At 42.9% G+C, this 17,877-nt stretch carries 22 protein-coding genes; 15 read left to right on the forward strand and 7 right to left on the reverse strand.

Translation table 11 applies throughout. The features are described 5' to 3' along the window. Nucleotides 1–276: 276 nt before the first annotated feature. Nucleotides 277–630, forward strand: coding sequence for a hypothetical protein (locus FTU19_RS14505; RefSeq protein WP_034705429.1), 354 nt, complete (start codon nucleotides 277–279; stop codon nucleotides 628–630). 53 nt (nucleotides 631–683) lie between these two features. Here FTU19_RS14505 and FTU19_RS14510 read toward each other — a convergent pair whose 3' ends face one another. Together FTU19_RS14510 and FTU19_RS14515 are read right to left on the reverse strand one after the other, a co-directional pair. Further along, entirely contained in the window at nucleotides 684–1,121 is a 438-nt protein-coding gene (locus FTU19_RS14510; RefSeq protein WP_180131738.1) for a GNAT family N-acetyltransferase, read from the reverse strand. Continuing rightward, nucleotides 1,115–2,335 carry an SAM-dependent methyltransferase gene (locus FTU19_RS14515; RefSeq protein ID WP_180131740.1) on the reverse strand — a complete coding sequence of 407 codons (1,221 nt, stop codon included), beginning with the start codon at nucleotides 2,333–2,335 and terminating at the stop codon, nucleotides 1,115–1,117. The genes FTU19_RS14510 and FTU19_RS14515 overlap by 7 nt, the downstream gene beginning before the upstream one ends. Nucleotides 2,336–2,436: 101 nt before the next feature. Here FTU19_RS14515 and FTU19_RS14520 point away from each other — a divergent pair, with 101 nt between their 5' ends. From FTU19_RS14520 to FTU19_RS14530, 3 genes are all read left to right on the forward strand, one after another. Next, nucleotides 2,437–3,081 carry a hemolysin III family protein gene (locus tag FTU19_RS14520; protein WP_180131743.1) on the forward strand — a complete coding sequence of 215 codons (645 nt, stop codon included), beginning with the start codon at nucleotides 2,437–2,439 and terminating at the stop codon, nucleotides 3,079–3,081. 142 nt (nucleotides 3,082–3,223) lie between these two features. Then, nucleotides 3,224–4,540, forward strand: coding sequence for an MFS transporter (locus FTU19_RS14525; RefSeq protein ID WP_180131746.1), 1,317 nt, complete (start codon nucleotides 3,224–3,226; stop codon nucleotides 4,538–4,540). A gap of 143 nt (nucleotides 4,541–4,683) precedes the next feature. Then, on the forward strand, nucleotides 4,684–5,097 hold the full coding sequence (locus FTU19_RS14530) for a hypothetical protein (RefSeq protein ID WP_180048228.1): 414 nt from the start codon (nucleotides 4,684–4,686) through the stop codon (nucleotides 5,095–5,097). A gap of 24 nt (nucleotides 5,098–5,121) precedes the next feature. Here FTU19_RS14530 and FTU19_RS14535 read toward each other — a convergent pair whose 3' ends face one another. Continuing rightward, complete coding sequence (locus tag FTU19_RS14535) at nucleotides 5,122–6,132, reverse strand: metallophosphoesterase (RefSeq protein WP_179993349.1); 1,011 nt, start codon at nucleotides 6,130–6,132, stop codon at nucleotides 5,122–5,124. A gap of 101 nt (nucleotides 6,133–6,233) precedes the next feature. Here FTU19_RS14535 and FTU19_RS14540 point away from each other — a divergent pair, with 101 nt between their 5' ends. Next, a complete protein-coding gene (locus FTU19_RS14540; RefSeq protein WP_179993348.1) occupies nucleotides 6,234–7,868 on the forward strand; it encodes a phospholipase D family protein in 1,635 nt (544 codons plus the stop codon). A gap of 35 nt (nucleotides 7,869–7,903) precedes the next feature. Here FTU19_RS14540 and FTU19_RS14545 read toward each other — a convergent pair whose 3' ends face one another. Further along, nucleotides 7,904–8,713, reverse strand: a complete 810-nt coding sequence (locus FTU19_RS14545) for a 1-acyl-sn-glycerol-3-phosphate acyltransferase (protein ID WP_159123662.1) — start codon at nucleotides 8,711–8,713, stop codon at nucleotides 7,904–7,906. Between the two features lie 189 nt (nucleotides 8,714–8,902). Here FTU19_RS14545 and FTU19_RS16380 point away from each other — a divergent pair, with 189 nt between their 5' ends. The 8 genes from FTU19_RS16380 (at nucleotide 8,903) to FTU19_RS14580 (ending at nucleotide 13,510) form a co-directional block, all read left to right on the forward strand. Next, on the forward strand, nucleotides 8,903–9,034 hold the full coding sequence (locus FTU19_RS16380) for a hypothetical protein (protein WP_004785224.1): 132 nt from the start codon (nucleotides 8,903–8,905) through the stop codon (nucleotides 9,032–9,034). Nucleotides 9,035–9,110: 76 nt separating this feature from the next. Continuing rightward, nucleotides 9,111–10,451, forward strand: coding sequence for a ribosome rescue GTPase HflX (gene hflX, locus FTU19_RS14550; protein WP_166139222.1), 1,341 nt, complete (start codon nucleotides 9,111–9,113; stop codon nucleotides 10,449–10,451). Between the two features lie 34 nt (nucleotides 10,452–10,485). Continuing rightward, the gene (locus tag FTU19_RS14555; protein ID WP_034704120.1) at nucleotides 10,486–10,857 is read left to right on the forward strand and encodes a hypothetical protein; all 372 of its coding nucleotides are present in this window, start codon (nucleotides 10,486–10,488) and stop codon (nucleotides 10,855–10,857) included. Nucleotides 10,858–10,866: 9 nt separating this feature from the next. Beyond that, the gene (locus FTU19_RS14560; protein ID WP_159123660.1) at nucleotides 10,867–11,541 is read left to right on the forward strand and encodes an LrgB family protein; all 675 of its coding nucleotides are present in this window, start codon (nucleotides 10,867–10,869) and stop codon (nucleotides 11,539–11,541) included. An 87-nt stretch (nucleotides 11,542–11,628) separates the two neighbouring features. Beyond that, on the forward strand, nucleotides 11,629–12,075 hold the full coding sequence (locus FTU19_RS14565) for a DUF2147 domain-containing protein (protein WP_179993346.1): 447 nt from the start codon (nucleotides 11,629–11,631) through the stop codon (nucleotides 12,073–12,075). A gap of 166 nt (nucleotides 12,076–12,241) precedes the next feature. Next, nucleotides 12,242–12,412: a hypothetical protein gene (locus tag FTU19_RS14570; protein WP_159123658.1), complete on the forward strand. Its 171-nt coding sequence runs from the start codon at nucleotides 12,242–12,244 to the stop codon at nucleotides 12,410–12,412. Between the two features lie 60 nt (nucleotides 12,413–12,472). Then, entirely contained in the window at nucleotides 12,473–12,922 is a 450-nt protein-coding gene (locus FTU19_RS14575; protein ID WP_004785238.1) for a DUF2147 domain-containing protein, read from the forward strand. Nucleotides 12,923–13,063: 141 nt separating this feature from the next. Beyond that, on the forward strand, nucleotides 13,064–13,510 hold the full coding sequence (locus FTU19_RS14580; protein ID WP_034704141.1) for a DUF2147 domain-containing protein: 447 nt from the start codon (nucleotides 13,064–13,066) through the stop codon (nucleotides 13,508–13,510). Between the two features lie 56 nt (nucleotides 13,511–13,566). On the opposite strand, the gene FTU19_RS14585 is transcribed toward FTU19_RS14580, so the two are convergent. Genes FTU19_RS14585 through pdxA form a run of 3 tightly spaced genes read right to left on the reverse strand, consistent with a single transcriptional unit; the run spans nucleotide 13,567 to nucleotide 16,229 of the window. Further along, entirely contained in the window at nucleotides 13,567–14,412 is an 846-nt protein-coding gene (locus FTU19_RS14585) for a symmetrical bis(5'-nucleosyl)-tetraphosphatase (RefSeq protein WP_180012196.1), read from the reverse strand. Between the two features lie 5 nt (nucleotides 14,413–14,417). Next, on the reverse strand, nucleotides 14,418–15,230 hold the full coding sequence (rsmA, locus tag FTU19_RS14590; RefSeq protein ID WP_159123656.1) for a 16S rRNA (adenine(1518)-N(6)/adenine(1519)-N(6))-dimethyltransferase RsmA: 813 nt from the start codon (nucleotides 15,228–15,230) through the stop codon (nucleotides 14,418–14,420). A 30-nt stretch (nucleotides 15,231–15,260) separates the two neighbouring features. Beyond that, nucleotides 15,261–16,229, reverse strand: coding sequence for a 4-hydroxythreonine-4-phosphate dehydrogenase PdxA (gene pdxA / locus FTU19_RS14595; RefSeq protein ID WP_218946470.1), 969 nt, complete (start codon nucleotides 16,227–16,229; stop codon nucleotides 15,261–15,263). 535 nt (nucleotides 16,230–16,764) lie between these two features. Between pdxA and rplM the strand changes: the two genes are divergently transcribed. Further along, nucleotides 16,765–17,193 carry a 50S ribosomal protein L13 gene (gene rplM / locus FTU19_RS14600; protein ID WP_004785249.1) on the forward strand — a complete coding sequence of 143 codons (429 nt, stop codon included), beginning with the start codon at nucleotides 16,765–16,767 and terminating at the stop codon, nucleotides 17,191–17,193. A 12-nt stretch (nucleotides 17,194–17,205) separates the two neighbouring features. Further along, entirely contained in the window at nucleotides 17,206–17,592 is a 387-nt protein-coding gene (gene rpsI / locus FTU19_RS14605) for a 30S ribosomal protein S9 (RefSeq protein WP_004785251.1), read from the forward strand. The last annotated feature ends 285 nt before the right edge of the window (nucleotides 17,593–17,877 follow it).

A 17,877-nucleotide genomic window follows, 5' to 3' on the forward strand; every position in this document is an offset into this window, starting at 1 on the left:
TCAGAATAATTCAAGTGAATTTGTTTGAAAGAAGAACTTTAAAAGCTTTATTTTCACCCGATAAAATACCCATAAAACAAGAGGAAGCTCAAATGAGCTTCCTCTTGTGAAAAATTGTGGGACAGCAATGGGAGCTTAACTCCTCTTTTTTTTTATTTCGACGCGATAAACTCTCGAAGTCTATTGCATTCAATCAATGACAGATTTTGATCTGCTTTCCAGGCAATTTATGTTATAAAGTTACATGAGTTAGACATCCACGATGGGTACATGCATATGACTGATCACAGTTCACCTGAAAAATCACCTTGGGGTTGGAAAGCACTGATTATCTTCTGTATTTTAGGTGGATTATTCATGTTGTTTTTCTGGCTTGCGGTCAGCAATGAACCAGACTACATGCCAAGCCAGCAAAAGAAAGAAAATACCCAGCAGCATGCTTTTAAGAATGCACCTGCGATGTCTCCAGAAGCTTTAGCCAAAGCACAGGCTGACCGTGAAGCTCGTCAGGCGACCTCTTCATCTCATCAGACTCATGAGACGAGCGTGGAAGAGCACAATATGTCTGCTGAAGAACATGCACAGATGGACAATGCTAGCCATGACGAAAATACCACTCATGGCCACTAAGCAGTTCCAAGATCAAATTTAAAAAAGCGAGGTTTTCCTCGCTTTTTTATTTTTTAGTCTTTTAAGCTGAGATACATATCTATATGTGGAATGCCACAATCCAGATATTCTTCACCCTGCACGTCAAAACCCAAGTTCTGATAAAAGCCAATCGCTTGTACCTGTGAAGAAAGCTTTAGGAATTCACGTTGCTCTGTCTTGGCCTGATCAATCACAGCCTGCATGATATTTTGGCCGATACCCGTACCACGTGCCGACTGCAACACAGCTACACGACCAATACTGTGATTTTTTAATAAGCGTGCAGTTGCAACGGGTTGATCCTGTAAATAAGCCACAAAATGCGTAGAGATTGCATCCTCAGCATCCCATTCATCTTCGGGAGCAATTTGCTGTTCCTGAATAAAAACGGCTTCACGTATCACTCTGGCATCTTGGGCTAACTCATCCCAGCTACCTGACATGATTTTAAGATTTTTATTGTTTAGCATTTAGAACCAATTCCCTGCTGATCCCACTGGTTATTCAATAACAATTCCAGTGAATGTTTTTGAATTCCATACATCTCTTTTAATGCCTGAATCTGGGTGAGAACAGCCTGATCGGGCTGTCCATAATCCTTCCGTTTGGTCGCCAGAATCATTTTATTTTTACTGGTGTGTTCTAGGGCCACAAATTCAAAGACCTTGGTTTCATCCCCATACGCCTTAAGCAATAAGGCACGAATGGTATCCGTCAGCATTTCGGCTTGCTGCCCAGCATGGATGCCAAACTGCAACATTGGTGACAGCACTTTTGGACTCTGTAATTGCGGTCTTAACTCTTTATGACAGCATGGAGCACACATGATGATCTGTGCATTCAAGCGAATACCGCTATGGATTGCAAAATCGGTCGCCACATCACAGGCATGCAGAGCGATCATCACATCGAGACGTTCCGGTTCATAGGTACGCACATCGCCCTGGAAGAAATCTAGCTGGCTAAAACCAGATTGCTGCGCGACATTCTGACAGAACTCGACCATTTTCGGATTCAGCTCTACGCCGGTGACATACGGCGTCTGACCATGTTTTTGCATATAATCATATAGCGCACAGGTTAAATATCCCTTACCTGAACCGAAATCGACGATACGTAATCCTTGTTCCTGCGGCTGGATTTGAGCCAGTGCGCCTGAGAAAATCTCGACAAATTTATTAATCTGTTTCCACTTACGCGCCATGCTCGGAATGATCTGGCCTTGCTGATCGGTGATTCCTAAATGCTGTAGGAATACACTGTCCTGATCGACATAACGCTGTTTAACCCGGTCATGGCCCTGCTCGGCTTTTGTCTTTGTAGAGGCAGGTTTAGCTTTACTTCGTGTCAGCATGGCCTTTTTCTTGTTTTTCTTCAGCTGCAATTCTTCCTGATCGGTAAACAGGTTAGCTTGCTTGCAACAGGCCAATAATTCCGTTACTTGAGTCAAGGCTTCATTCAAAGGATAGTTTTTGGTGACATCCTGAGTCTTGTATCGATAGACACAGCTCAAAACCTTCTGTTCATTGAGCGAAATGACTCTAAAGGTCATTTTCTCCAATTGTTCAAGTTCACCTTTATACTGACTTAAGATCAGACGATCAAAATGATCAGTTTCAAAGGCTTGCTGAAAAGCCTCCAAGAACTGTTGTTCCTGAACCGAGAGAGAAGTCGATGTCGACATAAGAAAAACCTGATATGAATTGCTGCTCAAGTTTAATTGTTCTTAACTTAAAAGCAAAATTGAATTATTATACAAGTGTATATTTAAAAAGAATGACAACCATGCAGAATGCTCCCCTAGTTCCAGATTATGATCACAATGAGGAACGGATTAATTATATTAGTCATGGCCTCGGTGCTGCACTGGCTTTAATTGCCGGTATTTTATTGATTATTAAAGGCTCTTATTTGAGTATAGGACAATGGATTGGCCTTTGGGTCTATGCTTTCAGCATGATTCTGCTGTTTTCCGCTTCTATGCTCTACCATATGTCTACCGCTGCAGACCGACGCTATTTTTACAAAAAAGTTGATCATACGGCAATTTACTACCTGATTGCAGGTACCTATACCCCGTTCCTGTCGATTGCGATTCCAACAGCCAAAGCCCAGTATTTACTGATTGCCTTATGGGTGATTGCTGTACTGGGAACACTATTCAAGTTCATTTTCATCAACCGTTTCCAGAAACTTTCTTTGGTCGCTTATCTGGTCATGGGATGGTTGGCACTACTGGTTATGGACGATATGCAGCAGTACTTAAGTGCTCAATCTTTAACCTTTCTGATCATTGGTGGCTTAGCATACACTGTAGGTGCATTGTTTTACGCTTTGAAAAGAGTAAGATATACCCACGCTATCTGGCACATTTTTGTATTGATAGGCGCAGGATCACATTTTCTGTCTATCTATCTTTACGTGATTTAATCATCTCATTTCTTCATTTCAGTGACCCTGAGCGAGTTGAAACGAGAAGATTGCAGTTGTTTTTTTAAAAAATTACGCCTTTTTTAAAAAGATTACGCTTTTAAAACTAAGTTTTTTATTTTTAGTAAGTGTAAGGTTATTCATGGCGTCTTCTGATTCTATCGCTGTAACAGAAACTACAGCAACCAATTCAAAATTTCGTGTTTTAACAGCAAGTTTAGTGGGCACTACAATCGAATTCTTCGATTTCTATATTTATGCCACAGCTGCCGTTATTATCTTCCCTTATCTGTTCTTCCCTACAAGTACAGATCCTATGACTGCGACTATTCAGTCGCTGGCAACCTTTGCGATTGCCTTTATTGCCCGTCCAATCGGTGCTGCACTCTTTGGTCATCTGGGAGACCGGATCGGACGTAAAGCGACACTGGTCGCGGCCTTGTTGACCATGGGCCTTTCTACCGTTGCCATTGGTTTATTGCCAACTTATGTACAAATCGGTATTGCTGCGCCATTATTGCTGGCCCTTTGCCGTTTAGGCCAAGGTCTTGGTTTGGGTGGTGAATGGTCAGGTGCGGTTCTACTGGCAACTGAAAATGCGCCAGAAGGCAAACGTGCCTGGTATGGTATGTTCCCGCAACTTGGTGCACCAATTGGCTTCATTCTGGCAACAGGTTCATTCTTGACGCTTGGCGCATTCATGTCTGAAGCAGAGTTCATGCAATGGGGCTGGCGTATTCCATTTATCTCTAGTGCGCTACTGGTGATTATGGGTTTATGGATTCGCTTGAAATTGCATGAAACCCCTGCATTCCAGAACGTGTTGAAAAAGCAGAAAGAAGTGAATGTACCCTTCTTCGAAGTATTCAAAAAGCATTCTAAAATGCTGGTATTGGGTACCATCGCTGCGATCTGTACATTCGTGGTGTTCTACCTGACGACTGTATTCGCATTGCAATGGGGTACTAAACAGCTCGGCTATACACGTGAAGAATTCCTTCAATTGCAATTAGTTGCAACTTTGTGCTTTGCTGCATTTATTCCACTTTCAGCAGTTCTTGCAGAAAAATTCGGTCGTAAGACAACTTCAATCGCGGTATGTGTGGTCTCTGCTATTTTCGGTATCTTCTTTGCCGACATGCTTGAATCAGGCAGCACACTGGTAGTGTTCTTCTTCTTATGTATCGGCCTAGCGATCATGGGTCTAACTTATGGTCCGATTGGTACTGTATTGTCTGAAATCTTCCCGACTTCAGTACGTTATACCGGTTCTGCACTGACCTTTAACCTGGCGGGTATTTTTGGTGCATCTTTCGCACCATTGATTGCAACCAAACTGGCAACAACTTATGGCTTGTCTGCAGTAGGTTATTACCTCACAGCAGCCTCTATCCTGTCATTGCTTGCATTCTTGCTGATCCGTGAAACTAAAAATGATGATGTAAACAATCAGATCTAAAGATCTTGACAGATTAAGTCATCTCAATCAAAGCCAGCAGTTCATGCTGGCTTTTTTTATGATTTCACAACAAAAACTTGCTACTTCTTTGCTGATATTTCGGGAACAATCAAATAAATAAAGCCAGAGAATGAGGCAGAGTGATGCAGGATCTTATTGAGCAACTTACTCAAGAACAGCTGGTGGATATAGTGATTCTGCTAGAGGATGATAAAAAACTAGAAGCCATTCGCTATATCCGGGCGCATACAGCTTTAGATGAATCACAGGCGATACAGGTCATTGATGAAATTGTCAGAGAGCATGATCTGGCGCTTAATCGAGACAATAAAGGCAATATCGGCCCACGCTTTACTGATGATGCTGATGAAAATATTCCGGTGGTAACTACATCTTTGGAAGTTCCAGATCATCCCAACCTTAGCATCGCTAAAGATACTGAGGTGGCTGCACAGCAAGTCGGCAAACGTGTGCCAGGCCGTGAGATTGAAAAGAAAATCTGGATCACCGCAGCCGTTATTTTACTGATTATTATTGTGCTCTGGCTACTGCTTTAACAGCAGCGAATGAATCAGTTTTTTTTAGACCAATTCGATAATATCAATGGTTGGTGGTACGCGAAAACGAAATGGTACCCCTACCATGCCCGTTCCCACGGTCACAAATACATCTGCATGCTCATGCCGGTACAAGCCTTTTTTATGGCCCAGAATGGAAACCTTTTTCATCACATAATCCGTCAGCCAGGGTAACTCGACCTGCCCACCATGCGTATGTCCAGAAAGCATCAATGGTCGTGTTGGCAATTTCGGCACCATATCCACGGTATCTGGATTATGCGACAGAATCACCCAAGGCTTGTCTTGAGGCAGATCCGGCATTGCGCGCATATCGGTTTTTCCAGCCCACAAATCCCCTACCCCGAGCAGACGAAATTCATCAAACTCGACAATCTGCCCTTCAATGTCCATAACCTGATTCACTTCCAGCGCATAACGAAGCAATTCCTGAATCGGAGGGCCAGGATACTGTTCATCATGATTCCCTGTCACCGAATATACCGGCGCATGAATTTCCTTTAAGACAGCCAGCTCCTGTGCCAGTTTATTTTCCGGTTCATAGGTCCAGTCCCCTGCAACCACCACCAAGTCCGGTTTCAGATGGTTCAGCTTATGTACAATCTGTCTTAACTGGCGTTCATGTCCAGAAAACAGACCAATATGTAAATCTGCAATCAGGGCAATCCGTACCGGTTTTTTAAGTTTCTGTTGAGGATTGATTTGATAAGGCGTGGTTTTAACCCGAATCAAATGCGGCTCGATAAACCGTGCATAACTGAGTACGGCACTAATCACGAAAATAAAAATAGACTCATGAATCGAATAGTAGCCCATCCATCCTGCATAAATACTGAAGAACACCAGCGGAATCAGCAAATAGGCCAGATAGAAAGCCAGCAGGTGACAAAATGCTTTAAAGGGATGAATGGTTTCTGTACGCGACTGACTCGACCAGGCCTGATAAACTGCCCAAACGGCAAGAATGGCCATGCCTAGATAAAAATAAAAAAGTACGGAACTGGTATCCCACATAGATTTGCCTTGTCGAGTCGAGGAGCTGATTAGTGGCTTTATATTTATCTTTTCATAGCTGGCAATTATACTCAATCCAAATTTTTCAGTCTTTGATGTTTATGGTAAATGCTCCCCACGCTTCCGCTCATTCAAAACCCTCTGGCTTATCAAAAGCTTACCGCTATAAAGCTGGCATTTTACTGAGCTGCAGCCTGGTACTCGGCATTCCTGCTTGCAGTACGCTGCCTCCGCAAACTGAACAGCCTAGCCGGATGGCATTTGAAACGGATACATCGCAAACCAGTCTGGCCCAGATTGTTGAACCTTTACGTCGGCAGAATATTGGCCTGACCGGTTATCACGTGTTACCAGATCCGCTCGAAGCACTCGCTGCACGTATCCAGCTGATTAATAAAGCGGAACGCAGTCTGGATCTGCAATATTATATCTGGGATAACGACCGTATTGGTGCACTGGCTCTGCATGCCCTCATTCAGGCAGCAGACCGTGGCGTAAAAGTCCGTCTACTAATGGATGATAACAATGCCAAGAAAATGGAAGGTATTTATCTGGCGCTGGACCAGCACCAGAATATTGAGGTCAAACTGTATAACCCCTACCGTTTCCGTAAATACCGTGCCATGGATATGCTGCTGGATCTAAAACGGATCAACCGCCGCATGCACAACAAAAGCTTTATTGCCGATAACCAGATTGCCCTGATTGGTGGCCGTAATATGAGTAACCAGTATTATAACGTCAGTGACAGTTATCAGTTCTCTGATGTAGATGTGATGTTGGTCGGTGCCGCTTCTGATGAAATCATTCATTCTTTTGATGAATACTGGAATGATGATTATGCCTACCCGGTGCGGCAGATCGTTAATCCTCGCCATCACACGCTACGCTACCCGAGCCTGAAACAGCAGCTGGAAGAATATAGCCATGATACTGCAATCCAGAATTACCTGAATCTGGCCAATCGTTCTCAGGCTTTCGATAAATGGCTGGAACACAATATTCAGCTTGATTGGGTAGAAGCTGAAGTCGTTAAAGACCCACCAAGTAAAATCAAGTCAAAGGCTAAAACTGAAGATCACTTGAACTTCCAGTTACTACAGCATCTGGAAAAACCGGAAGAGAGTGTGGATATTGTGTCGGCCTATTTTGTACCGGAAAAACAGGGTGCAGAACGTCTCAAGAAACTGGCTTCAGAAGATGTCAAAGTCCGAGTACTGACCAATTCCTATAAGGCCAATGACGTGCCGCTGGTCCATGCCTTTTATGCTAAATATCGTCAGGAATTGCTGGAAAATGATGTAAAGCTCTATGAGTTTTTGGCCGCGCCAGATGCCGACAACCTGAATGCCAATACTGAAGAGCTGGCACAAAAAGCGAAGGTCAGCTTAAAAGGCCTGAGCCGTTCCAGCCTGCATGCCAAACTGATGGCCATTGACCAGAAACAGGTATTTATCGGTTCTTTTAATTTCGATCCGCGTTCAGCTTATTTGAATACTGAAATTGGCGTATTGCTAAATAGTCCTAATCTGGCCCGTGCAGTACACGAAACCATGGACAAGAATTTAAGCAAGTATGCCTATAAGTTGGTTCTAGATGCCAACCAGAACATTAACTGGAAAATCCACAATGCCAAAGGTGAAACAAAGACCTTTAAAAAAGAGCCAGGAATGAAGTGGTATCAAAAAGCCTCAATAAAATTCCTGTCAATCCTCCCGATCGAAGGTTTTATGTAATGAATATCTCTGAGTATTTCTAATAAAAAAGCCTCTTAATGAGGCTTTTTTAATACTTTGGCTTGCAACCTTTGCAAACCCTCCAGCATATTTTCATGTACTAATGCAGTCAGGCTTTCTACTGTATGCCCTTCAGTCGAAATTGCTGGTAAGGCCATCAGATGAGCTGTCACTTTAGGCATTTCCAGAACATTCTGTACATGTTTGGCAAAACTGATGTTCCCAATAAAAGGCGCCACCATATCCAGTTCACCCTGCTGATTCACATAACAGATCAGACAGATTTGTACCGGACGTTGCGCTTCAATCGCTGCACCCAGAATACGTCCATAAATTTTTTTAATTGAGCGTCCATCAGATGTGGTCGCCTCAGGAAAAAATAGAACTGGAATATTCTGTTTCAGGAAGCCGGTAATCTGTTCACGGATTCTGACCGAATCTCCTGAACCACGCTTGATAAATAAGGTGCCACCACCTTTAGCCAGCTTGCCTAGAATTGGCCAATTTTCAATTTCAGCTTTGGCCAGAAAAAACACTCGCGCGCCTGAACCCAAAACGGCGATATCCAGCCAGGACACATGATTGCTCACCCATAATGCCGGCTCACGTGGAATCACGCCATGGACCTGAACCTCAATATTAAATACCTTGCACAACTGGCGACAGAAATACTGCACATATCGGGTATTGTTCGGATTATTCGGATCTTTATACAAACCATGACGGTAAACCAGATAAAACCCCTGGCTGATGGCTGCTAATGCAGAAGTCGTTTTTCTTGTATAAAGAAAGAATTTTGCAAAACCTTGTATCTCAGGTGATTGATTTTGTACAGTCGAGTTCATAAAAAGATCACTAAATCCTAAACAAGATACAGGGAATATCCACGAATTAAACCCATTTTATACTCTTCATGTCCAACTTGCATTGATAATAAAAAACGACCAAGTACATCTATATTTTCAATTTAAATTCATTAAATGAATTAAATAAAATAAATCAATCGAAATATTAGATTAAAAAGGATGCTCATCATGCAAGATGAAACAGTGAAATCAGCTGAGATGATTCGGCCCTTAAAAGTATTGAGCTATATCTTGGGTGGTACCCTGTTATATACGGCGCTGCTCGTAACACTTGCACAACTGTTTGTCACGGCACTCTAAAACAAAGCCCGCTATTTCAGTATCTGTAAAGTTCATTTTCAACTAAAATGAAGTTTTCAACTGGAGATTGGCCTGAGTGGAATATTTTGAGCAACATCAGGGAAAAGAACGCGTCATACTGGTCAGTGTGAGCGTACAAATGCTGGATGACCTTGATGCTGAAGAGTTTCATCTGTTAGCTCAATCTGCAAATGCCGAAATTCTGGAACATCTCTTTGTTCAACGCTTAAAACCGGATGCCAAATTTTTTGTGGGTTCAGGAAAAGCAGAAGAAATTGCTGAACGGGTCAAAGAATTGGATGCCAATCTGGTCATTTTCGATCATGCGCTGACACCTGCCCAAGCACGTAACCTTGAAAATGTGGTGCATTGCCGGGTGGTTGATCGTACCGAACTCATCCTCGATATTTTTGCACAGCGTGCCCGTACCTATGAAGGGAAACTGCAAGTTGAACTGGCACAATTACAGCATCTGTCTTCACGACTGGTTCGTAGCCGTACCAATCTGGATAGCCAGAAAGGCGGGATCGGTCTGCGTGGTCCGGGTGAAACCCTGCTAGAAACAGATCGCCGTTTATTGCGTATCCGCATGGGGCAGCTTAAAGCTAAAATAGAAAAAGTTCGCCAAACCCGTATTCAGGGCCGTGTTGCACGCCAAAAAGCGGCTGTTCCAACCGTGTCTTTAGTAGGTTATACCAATGCGGGAAAATCTACCTTATTCAATATTCTGGCCGATAGCGATGTTTATGCAGCAGACCAACTATTTGCGACTCTGGATCCAACTTTAAGACGCCTGCAATGGGACGGCGTCGGTAATCTGGTACTGGCAGATACGGTAGGCTTTGTGCGTAATCTTTCGCATTCACTGGTCGAATCTTTTAAAGCAACTCTGGAAGAAACCGTTGAAGCCACCCTGCTTTTGCATGTGATTGATTCCAGCAGTCCGGAAATGCTTGAACAAATTGAAGCCGTTGAAAAGGTGCTCAAGGAAATTGGTGCCGACGTCCCGGTGTTACGAGTTTATAATAAAATCGACTGTAGCGGTGAAGATGCCAAAATCATTTATCGCCAGCCCGGTCAGCCTGAACGGGTCTATGTTTCAGCACATAGTGGTGAAGGTCTGGATCTGTTACGCAAAGCCGTGCATGAAGCATTAATGGGTCAGATTCAGCACTTTGAACTGGTATTGAAACCTGCCTATGGCAAACTGCGCAATCAACTTTATGCGCTGAACGTGATTCAGTCTGAACATTATGATGATGAAGGTCAGTTACATATCGATGTACGGATTGCACCTCCGAAGCTGGAACAGTTGATCAAACAGGCTCATTTACCGATAGAAGAAATTCTGGGATCTCAAGCACTTCAATTCCAGCGTCCACTTGAAGAGTTTGAAATCCAGCGTAAGATCGAGTAAAACTTGATAAGTAAACTTTTAAATGACATCACCAATGAACTGGATAAAACATATTGACTGGCCAGCATGGATCAGCACTCTCCTCTTAATTATTGTATTTCGTGAAGCTTCAGTCTGGCTAATGACCCAGCTAGATCATCCTGAATTGGGCAACCTGGTCGGACTCATCAGCCTGCTAGTCACCTTATTTGCCTGGCGCTATTTTGGCAAAATTCCAGCGCGTCTGGTGGATACTAATAACAAGCTGATGAAAGAAAGTGCCTTCGCTTTTTTACCGATTAGTGCAGGCGCGCTAATTATGTTGATGCATATGGGACAAAAAATTCCGGCCTTTATGCTGGTGTTATGCCTGAGTACTCTGCTCCCTCTTTGGATCTACGCCAAAATGGCAAAACGCTGGTTATAGGAGTCGCACATGTTTTCTGTTCTTTATGGCTTTGCGATTACCTTAATTGCTTATCTGCTTGCCAAACCCTGCAATCGTGTTATTCCGCAAATTCCTGTGATTGTGTTTAGCATGTTCCTGGTGCTGGTGATTTTATTGGTGCTGGGTATTCCTTATGAGCATTATATGGATGAGGTCAATCCACTGTTTAACCATTTGCTTGGTTATGTCACAGTTGCACTGGCGATTCCGCTAGCCGCCATGCGTTATGATGACCTGCCACTGAAAGCTATTGTCGGAATTCTGGTTTTTGCCAGTATCAGTGCGGTCGCCTTACCGATGGGTCTCGCCTATTTACTACATATGTCTTCTGGCGACATCATGGCCTTTGCCACCCGTGCAGTCACGACACCAATTGCAATTAATATTGCGACCTTACTGGAGGCACCTGTTAGTCTGGCCATTCTGATCGTCATTTTGTCTGGCGTAATTGGTGCAGCATTTTCACCATTTATTTTACGACATATCAATGATGAGCGTGCTTCAGGTCTGGCTCTAGGTCTAGCAGCACATGCGATTGGTACAGCTCAAGCCTGGCAGCGTGGCAGTGTTGCCGGACGTTATGCTACGTTTGGCATGGCAGTGAATGCCGTTTTTACTGCGATCTGGTTGCCAACTTTTATACTTTATCTGCAAAAAATGTGACTCATCAATCAATATTTAACGTTTGTTTCTGAATGAAACTATTCTTACTATAGGGAAATAAAGAATTTTTCACTCAGGAACAGACCTATGAAAAAGGTTCAATTATTATCCTTTTTAGCCCTGACCTTTTTCAGTCATCTGGCTTTCGCTTCCGATATTTCAGGCACCTGGAGAAGTATTGACGATAAAACAGGATCAGCTAAAGCGATTCTGGAAATTCGTGAAACTTCAAATGGTGTTTATACTGCCAAAATTACCAAGATTACGCCTCGTCCTGGCTATACACCGCGCGAAACCTGTGTTTCCTGCCCTGCACCTTATACCAATAAACCGATTCTTGGTCTGGATGTACTCACCGGCTTAAAGGATGCAGGCAATAATAATTTCTCTCAAGGTAAATTGATTGACCCTTTATCCGGCAATATTTACAACACCAAAGCTAAATTAAGTGCCAATGGCAAACGTCTAATCCTACGTGGTTATGTAGGTGTTTCAGCCTTGGGACGCAGCCAGACTTGGATTAAACAAGATTAATTCATGACTTAGTGCACAGAAGCTTGCATTTTCATGCATTAAGTTGTATCAATATTAGACAGATGCTTTTTTTATACAATATAAAACATGCATATAAATATTAGATTCATTTGCTTTAACAGGCTTAGCATCAAACGGATTTTGATGCGCAATATAAGGAGATAGAATGCAAGACATTACCATGTTAAAGATCTTACTGAATTTCTCTGCTTTTACTGAAAATTCAGTAACAAAGCAATTAACATCGACAGGTTTCTGTCATGGGGAATCAACAGGCTTAAAGCAGATTGACCGAGCGATCTGCAACGCTCATTACTCTAAAATCAACCAAAATTAAAAAACCACACGCTTGTGTTTGGGATAGTTTGTTTCATCTATGAAAAAAGGATAAATATAAATGAATAAATCTAAATTAGGATTAATGCTCATTGCTACATTCATGACTGGGACCATTTATGCACAAGACTTGACCGGGACATGGCAACAAATCGATGATAAGACTGGTTCACCCAAAGCACTGATTGAAATCCGTCAGGACAGCAATGGTACTTATGCCGGCAAAATTGTCAAAGTAACGCCTCGTCCAGGTTATACCCCACAAAAAACCTGTAATAAATGTCCTGCTCCTTATACCAATCAGCCGATCTTGGGGATGGACGTACTGACAGGTTTAAAACAGGTCGGTGATAGCGTGAATTATGAAAAAGGTCGTGTGATTGATCCATTGGCAGGTAAAATTTACGATGCCAAGGTTCGTCTAAGCAGCAACGGCAAACGTTTAACCCTACGTGGTTATGTGGGTGTTTCTGCTTTAGGCCGTAGCCAGACCTGGATCCGTCAGGAATAAGTTCACACTTTTTCTCAAAGCTGCCAAACAGGCAGCTTTTTTTATAAATTTAATTCCATGATTTTTAATTATTTATTGACTATTTGTGCAATCTTCCTAACATGTGCGGGCAATAATGAAAAGTTCTTTGGAATGATGGATATGTTAAAGAAGATACTCCTTGCCACATTGACTACAGGATTCATGATGAACCTGTGGGCTCAAGATATTAGCGGAACCTGGCAGCAGATTGATGATAAAACTGGAGCAGCAAAAGCCATCATTGTCATCGAAAAAGAAGCAAATAATACTTACTCAGGCAAGATTGCGAAAATCACGCCACGTCCAGGTTATACACCACGCGAAAAATGTAATAAATGCCCAGCCCCTTATACCGATCAACCGATTTTAGGCATGACTATTCTAAAAGGCCTGAAACACGTTGAAGGCACCAAAAATTATGAAAAAGGTCGTGTCATTGATCCATTGGCAGGTAAAATTTATGATGCCAAGGTTCGTCTAAACAATACCGGCAAGCGTTTAACGCTACGTGCCAGTGTGGGTGTTTCAGTTCTGGGCCGCAACCAGACCTGGATTCGCGCAGACTAATCATCAGCACAATAAAAAAGCCACGTTCAACGTGGCTTTTTTGAGCTTTAAATATTTTAAAATACCGGATTATCGACGGCAAACATTTGCTGGTCTTCCAGTCGATAAGCCATCAGCTGATTACCCCAGACACAACCACCATCGACATTCTGAATTCGCTCAGAAATGGTTTTACCCTGTAAGGCAGCCCAATGCCCAAATACAATTTGATGGGTTGCGGCAGTTTTCGATTCAAATTCAAACCAGGGCTTAAAGCCTTCCGGCATTGGATCATTCAGAGAGTCTTTAAAACTGTATTCTAAACGTCCTTCTGTATCGGTTAAACGCATCCGGGTCAGGTAATTCACGATACAGCGTGTACGCTCATGACCTTCTAATTCATCTGACCAGAGTGTAGGCTCTTTCCCAAACATTTCCTTTAAGAAAGTATCCACCACCTCAAAATCATCATGGGCAATAATGGCTTCTACTTCTTTAGCCAATTCAGCCGTCTTGGCTGCATCCCAGATATTGGGAATACCGGCATGGGTCAGTACCGTCTGTTCATTCGGAAACAGACACATCGGCTGTTTACGGATCCAGTCAATTAACTCATCACTGTCGATCGCATCAATCACATCACGGACATTATCCTTGTCTTTAATCGGCTTAATACCGCGTGCATAAGCCAGCAAAGTCAGGTCATGATTACCCAGCACTGTTGCCGCCACGCCATTATCGACAAGCTTTTTAATGAAGCGTAATGCACCCAGCGAGTTTTCCCCTCTAGCCACCAGATCACCAGCAAACCAGACAAAGTCCTGATCAGGATCAAAACGGATTTCTTTCAGCAGTGCCTTCAAGGCTTCAAAACAGCCTTGTACATCACCAATCACATAATTGTATCGAACAGTGCGGGTCATTATTTTTAAGCTACCATTTGATCAGATAAAGCCACAAATTGGGCAAGTGTAAGTGTCTCTGGACGTGCCATTGGATCCACACCTGCCTTTTCAAAACCATCTTCAACCAGCATCCCTTTCAGGCTATTACGCAAAGTCTTACGGCGCTGGGTAAATACATGCGATACCAGACGAGCCAAAGCTTTTTCATTTTTTGCCACGATCGGTTTTACATCATATGGCTCCAAACGGAACACGGCAGAAGTCACTTTTGGTGGCGGATTAAAAGAACCTGGCGGCACTTCAAACAGAAAAGTCGGTTTGCAGTAATACTGGATCATCACCGACAAACGACCATATTCTTTGGTGTTCGGCGAAGCTGTAATACGATCGACCACCTCTTTTTGTAGCATGAAATGCATGTCTTTCACTTTGTCACCAAATTCCAGGAGATGGAACAACAGTGGTGTCGAAATGTTATAAGGCAGGTTTCCGACTACACGTAGCGGACGACCTTCTTCAAACAAATTGGTGAAATCGTATTTCAGTGCGTCTGTTTCAATAATGGTTAAACGTTCAGGATGCGGCACACGACCCGGCAAACCAGCGGCCAAGTCACGGTCCAGCTCAAGTACGGTCAAGGCATCACATTCACCAATTAAAGGAGATGTCAAAGCAGCCAGACCCGGACCAATTTCAACAATATTTTCGCCTGCACGCGGATTTACGGAACGCACAATTTTGGCAATGACACGTTGGTCATGTAAGAAGTTTTGACCAAAACGCTTACGCGTGTGATGCCCTTCATCTTTTGGGTTTAAGGCATTAATCTGATACATAGACATTTCCAACGTGTAATAAAGACGAGATCATTGACGCGCTAAATCCAGCGCCAAATCCACAGCCACATGTAAGCTTGAGCTTTTCGCAAGGCCTGTACCTGCGAGGGAGAGTGCTGTGCCGTGATCGACAGAAGTTCGGATAAACGGTAAGCCCAAAGTAATATTGATGGCTTCACCAAAGCCCTGAGATTTTAACACAGGTAAGCCCTGATCGTGATACATCGCCAGAACAGCATCGGCATCTTTCAAGTTTTCAGGAGTAAATAAAGTATCTGCAGGCAAGCTCAGGCTCATATTGATACCTTGAGTACGGTAAGTCTCCAGTACTGGATTGATGACTTCAATCTCTTCCATCCCCAGATAACCGCCCTCACCTGCATGTGGGTTTAAACCACAGACCAGAATATGCGGATGTTCAATTTTGAATTTGGATTTCAGGTCGTGAATCAGGATATTAATCACCTGATGCAGGCGTTCCGGAGTAATCGCATCAGCAACTGCACGAAGTGGAAGATGTGTGGTTGCTAAAGCCACGCGCAAGGTTTTGGTTGCTAACATCATCACCACACGCGGTACACCTGCGAATTCCTGGTAATACTCGGTATGACCGCTAAAATGGATGCCTGCATCGTTAATTACCGACTTTTGCACTGGTGCAGTCGCTACACCCACGCTTTTATTCGTCATAGCATATTCAGCTGAACGACGTAGCTGCTCCAGTACATAAGCGGCATTATGGCTATTCAGCTGTCCTAGTACTACCGGCTCTTTTAAAGGCACGTGCTCGACATAAAGCTGACCTTTTTCTGAAGAAGTCGTTTGCCCTGTATATTCAATCAGTTCAACCAGAAGTTTTAACTGCTGCGCCCGTTGACGGAGCATTTCCAGATCGGCAAGTACCACCAATGGACGTTCATCAATACGATCCGCCAAACTCAGGCAGATATCTGGACCAATTCCGGCAGGTTCACCACTGGTAATATATAAAGGCAGCATGACTTTCTTCTGTATTATCAATTGTCCTTATTTTAGTACAAATTTCACAGGGAAAGTTCTAGATAAAGGTTTAGATGATGTTTATTCAAATAATACTGTACCTTTCTCATTATATTAAAGAGAGATAAAACCGGACTGACATCAATGAACCCTATAAAGAGTTTCAGGCAATCATCTCAATACTCGACATGTTTAGCTTTTGGCATTTTCAGGGAGGATTACCTCCAGTTTAGAAAGCAAACCTAAGCAGAATCGAAGACGGGCCATTTGTTCAAGAAATACATATTAAAAAACAAGTGAATCCATTCATACAAAGATGTACCCCTAGTCTTAGGTCCGTTTTATTATTTAATGATTAATCATATGTGTTTATAGGCTAAAAATCCTACTGGTCATTTATTGAAAGACGTTGTAAAATACAGCGCTTGAAATTTTATATTTTCATTGTGGTTCTCCCGGCTTTCGGGTAGAATTCGGTCTCCTTTTGTTTGGACAGCTTCCATAGTCCAAACCAACTATAATAGGTAGTGGTTTAATGAAAACTCTCAGCGCTAAGCCAGCTGAAGTTCAACACGACTGGTACGTTGTTGATGCTTCTGGCAAAACTTTAGGTCGTCTCGCGACTGAAATCGCTCGTCGTTTACGCGGTAAGCATAAAACTTCTTATACTCCTCACGTTGACACTGGTGATTACATCGTTGTTATCAATGCTGAGCAAGTTCAAGTGACTGGTAACAAATCACTTGACAAGAAATACTATCGCCATACTGGTTTCCCTGGTGGTATTCGTGAAACTAATTTTGAAAAATTAGTTGCTCACAAACCAGAAGAAATTTTCCAACGCGCTGTAAAAGGCATGTTGCCAAAAGGTCCTCTTGGTTATGCAATGATCAAAAAAATGAAAGTGTACGCTGGTACTGAGCATCCACATACTGCTCAACAGCCACAAGTTTTGGACATCTAAGGGATACAGCACATGGCTACTAACTATGGTACAGGTCGCCGTAAGACCGCAACTGCACGTGTTTTCCTATCTGCTGGTACTGGTAAACTCGTAATCAACAACCGTTCTTTAGAACAATACTTCGGTCGTGAGACTGCTCGTATGGTTGTTCGTCAACCTCTAGAACTTCTTGAAGCGACTGAGAAATATGATCTTTACATCACTGTTGCTGGTGGTGGTATCGGTGGTCAAGCAGGCGCTATCCGTCACGGTATTACTCGTGCACTGATCGCTTCTGACGAAACTCTTAAACCTGCTCTTCGTCAAGCTGGTTTCGTTACTCGTGATGCTCGTGAAGTTGAACGTAAGAAACTTGGTTTACGTAAAGCTCGTAAACGTCCTCAATTCTCTAAACGTTAATTCGTTTACCGAATCGGACAAAAAACCCTGGTTTATTCCAGGGTTTTTTTATGGTTTTAAAATGACCACTTAATATTATCTTTATTGTCATTGTTCATGCACATCCTTACCCCATACTCCTTCATGACACCAGAAGGATTTGGTCAGATAATAATTCGCGGTGGTGTTTCAAAAAGTATGCTGAAACAAAGCAGGTTGAATTTTGATAAAATAGAGAAATGCGAATAACTCTAGAAATCAAATGTCCAACCTGCCTCAGTGACAGTATAAAGAAAAATGGCATCA

Source organism: Acinetobacter sp. YH12072 (assembly GCF_013419565.1).
In the GTDB taxonomy this organism is placed as follows: domain Bacteria; phylum Pseudomonadota; class Gammaproteobacteria; order Pseudomonadales; family Moraxellaceae; genus Acinetobacter.

What these genes read in the sequence shown, in the direction of transcription:
- FTU19_RS14505 (WP_034705429.1), top strand. Translation starts at nt 277, where the DNA reads ATGACTGATCACAGTTCACCTGAAAAATCACCTTGGGGTTGGAAAGCA.
- FTU19_RS14510 (WP_180131738.1), bottom strand. Translation starts at nt 1,121, where the DNA reads ATGCTAAACAATAAAAATCTTAAAATCATGTCAGGTAGCTGGGATGAG.
- FTU19_RS14515 (WP_180131740.1), bottom strand. Translation starts at nt 2,335, where the DNA reads ATGTCGACATCGACTTCTCTCTCGGTTCAGGAACAACAGTTCTTGGAG.
- FTU19_RS14520 (WP_180131743.1), top strand. Translation starts at nt 2,437, where the DNA reads ATGCAGAATGCTCCCCTAGTTCCAGATTATGATCACAATGAGGAACGG.
- FTU19_RS14525 (WP_180131746.1), top strand. Translation starts at nt 3,224, where the DNA reads ATGGCGTCTTCTGATTCTATCGCTGTAACAGAAACTACAGCAACCAAT.
- FTU19_RS14530 (WP_180048228.1), top strand. Translation starts at nt 4,684, where the DNA reads ATGCAGGATCTTATTGAGCAACTTACTCAAGAACAGCTGGTGGATATA.
- FTU19_RS14535 (WP_179993349.1), bottom strand. Translation starts at nt 6,132, where the DNA reads ATGTGGGATACCAGTTCCGTACTTTTTTATTTTTATCTAGGCATGGCC.
- FTU19_RS14540 (WP_179993348.1), top strand. Translation starts at nt 6,234, where the DNA reads ATGGTAAATGCTCCCCACGCTTCCGCTCATTCAAAACCCTCTGGCTTA.
- FTU19_RS14545 (WP_159123662.1), bottom strand. Translation starts at nt 8,713, where the DNA reads ATGAACTCGACTGTACAAAATCAATCACCTGAGATACAAGGTTTTGCA.
- FTU19_RS16380 (WP_004785224.1), top strand. Translation starts at nt 8,903, where the DNA reads ATGCAAGATGAAACAGTGAAATCAGCTGAGATGATTCGGCCCTTAAAA.
- FTU19_RS14555 (WP_034704120.1), top strand. Translation starts at nt 10,486, where the DNA reads ATGAACTGGATAAAACATATTGACTGGCCAGCATGGATCAGCACTCTC.
- FTU19_RS14560 (WP_159123660.1), top strand. Translation starts at nt 10,867, where the DNA reads ATGTTTTCTGTTCTTTATGGCTTTGCGATTACCTTAATTGCTTATCTG.
- FTU19_RS14565 (WP_179993346.1), top strand. Translation starts at nt 11,629, where the DNA reads ATGAAAAAGGTTCAATTATTATCCTTTTTAGCCCTGACCTTTTTCAGT.
- FTU19_RS14570 (WP_159123658.1), top strand. Translation starts at nt 12,242, where the DNA reads ATGCAAGACATTACCATGTTAAAGATCTTACTGAATTTCTCTGCTTTT.
- FTU19_RS14575 (WP_004785238.1), top strand. Translation starts at nt 12,473, where the DNA reads ATGAATAAATCTAAATTAGGATTAATGCTCATTGCTACATTCATGACT.
- FTU19_RS14580 (WP_034704141.1), top strand. Translation starts at nt 13,064, where the DNA reads ATGTTAAAGAAGATACTCCTTGCCACATTGACTACAGGATTCATGATG.
- FTU19_RS14585 (WP_180012196.1), bottom strand. Translation starts at nt 14,412, where the DNA reads ATGACCCGCACTGTTCGATACAATTATGTGATTGGTGATGTACAAGGC.
- rsmA (WP_159123656.1), bottom strand. Translation starts at nt 15,230, where the DNA reads ATGTATCAGATTAATGCCTTAAACCCAAAAGATGAAGGGCATCACACG.
- pdxA (WP_218946470.1), bottom strand. Translation starts at nt 16,229, where the DNA reads ATGCTGCCTTTATATATTACCAGTGGTGAACCTGCCGGAATTGGTCCA.
- rplM (WP_004785249.1), top strand. Translation starts at nt 16,765, where the DNA reads ATGAAAACTCTCAGCGCTAAGCCAGCTGAAGTTCAACACGACTGGTAC.
- rpsI (WP_004785251.1), top strand. Translation starts at nt 17,206, where the DNA reads ATGGCTACTAACTATGGTACAGGTCGCCGTAAGACCGCAACTGCACGT.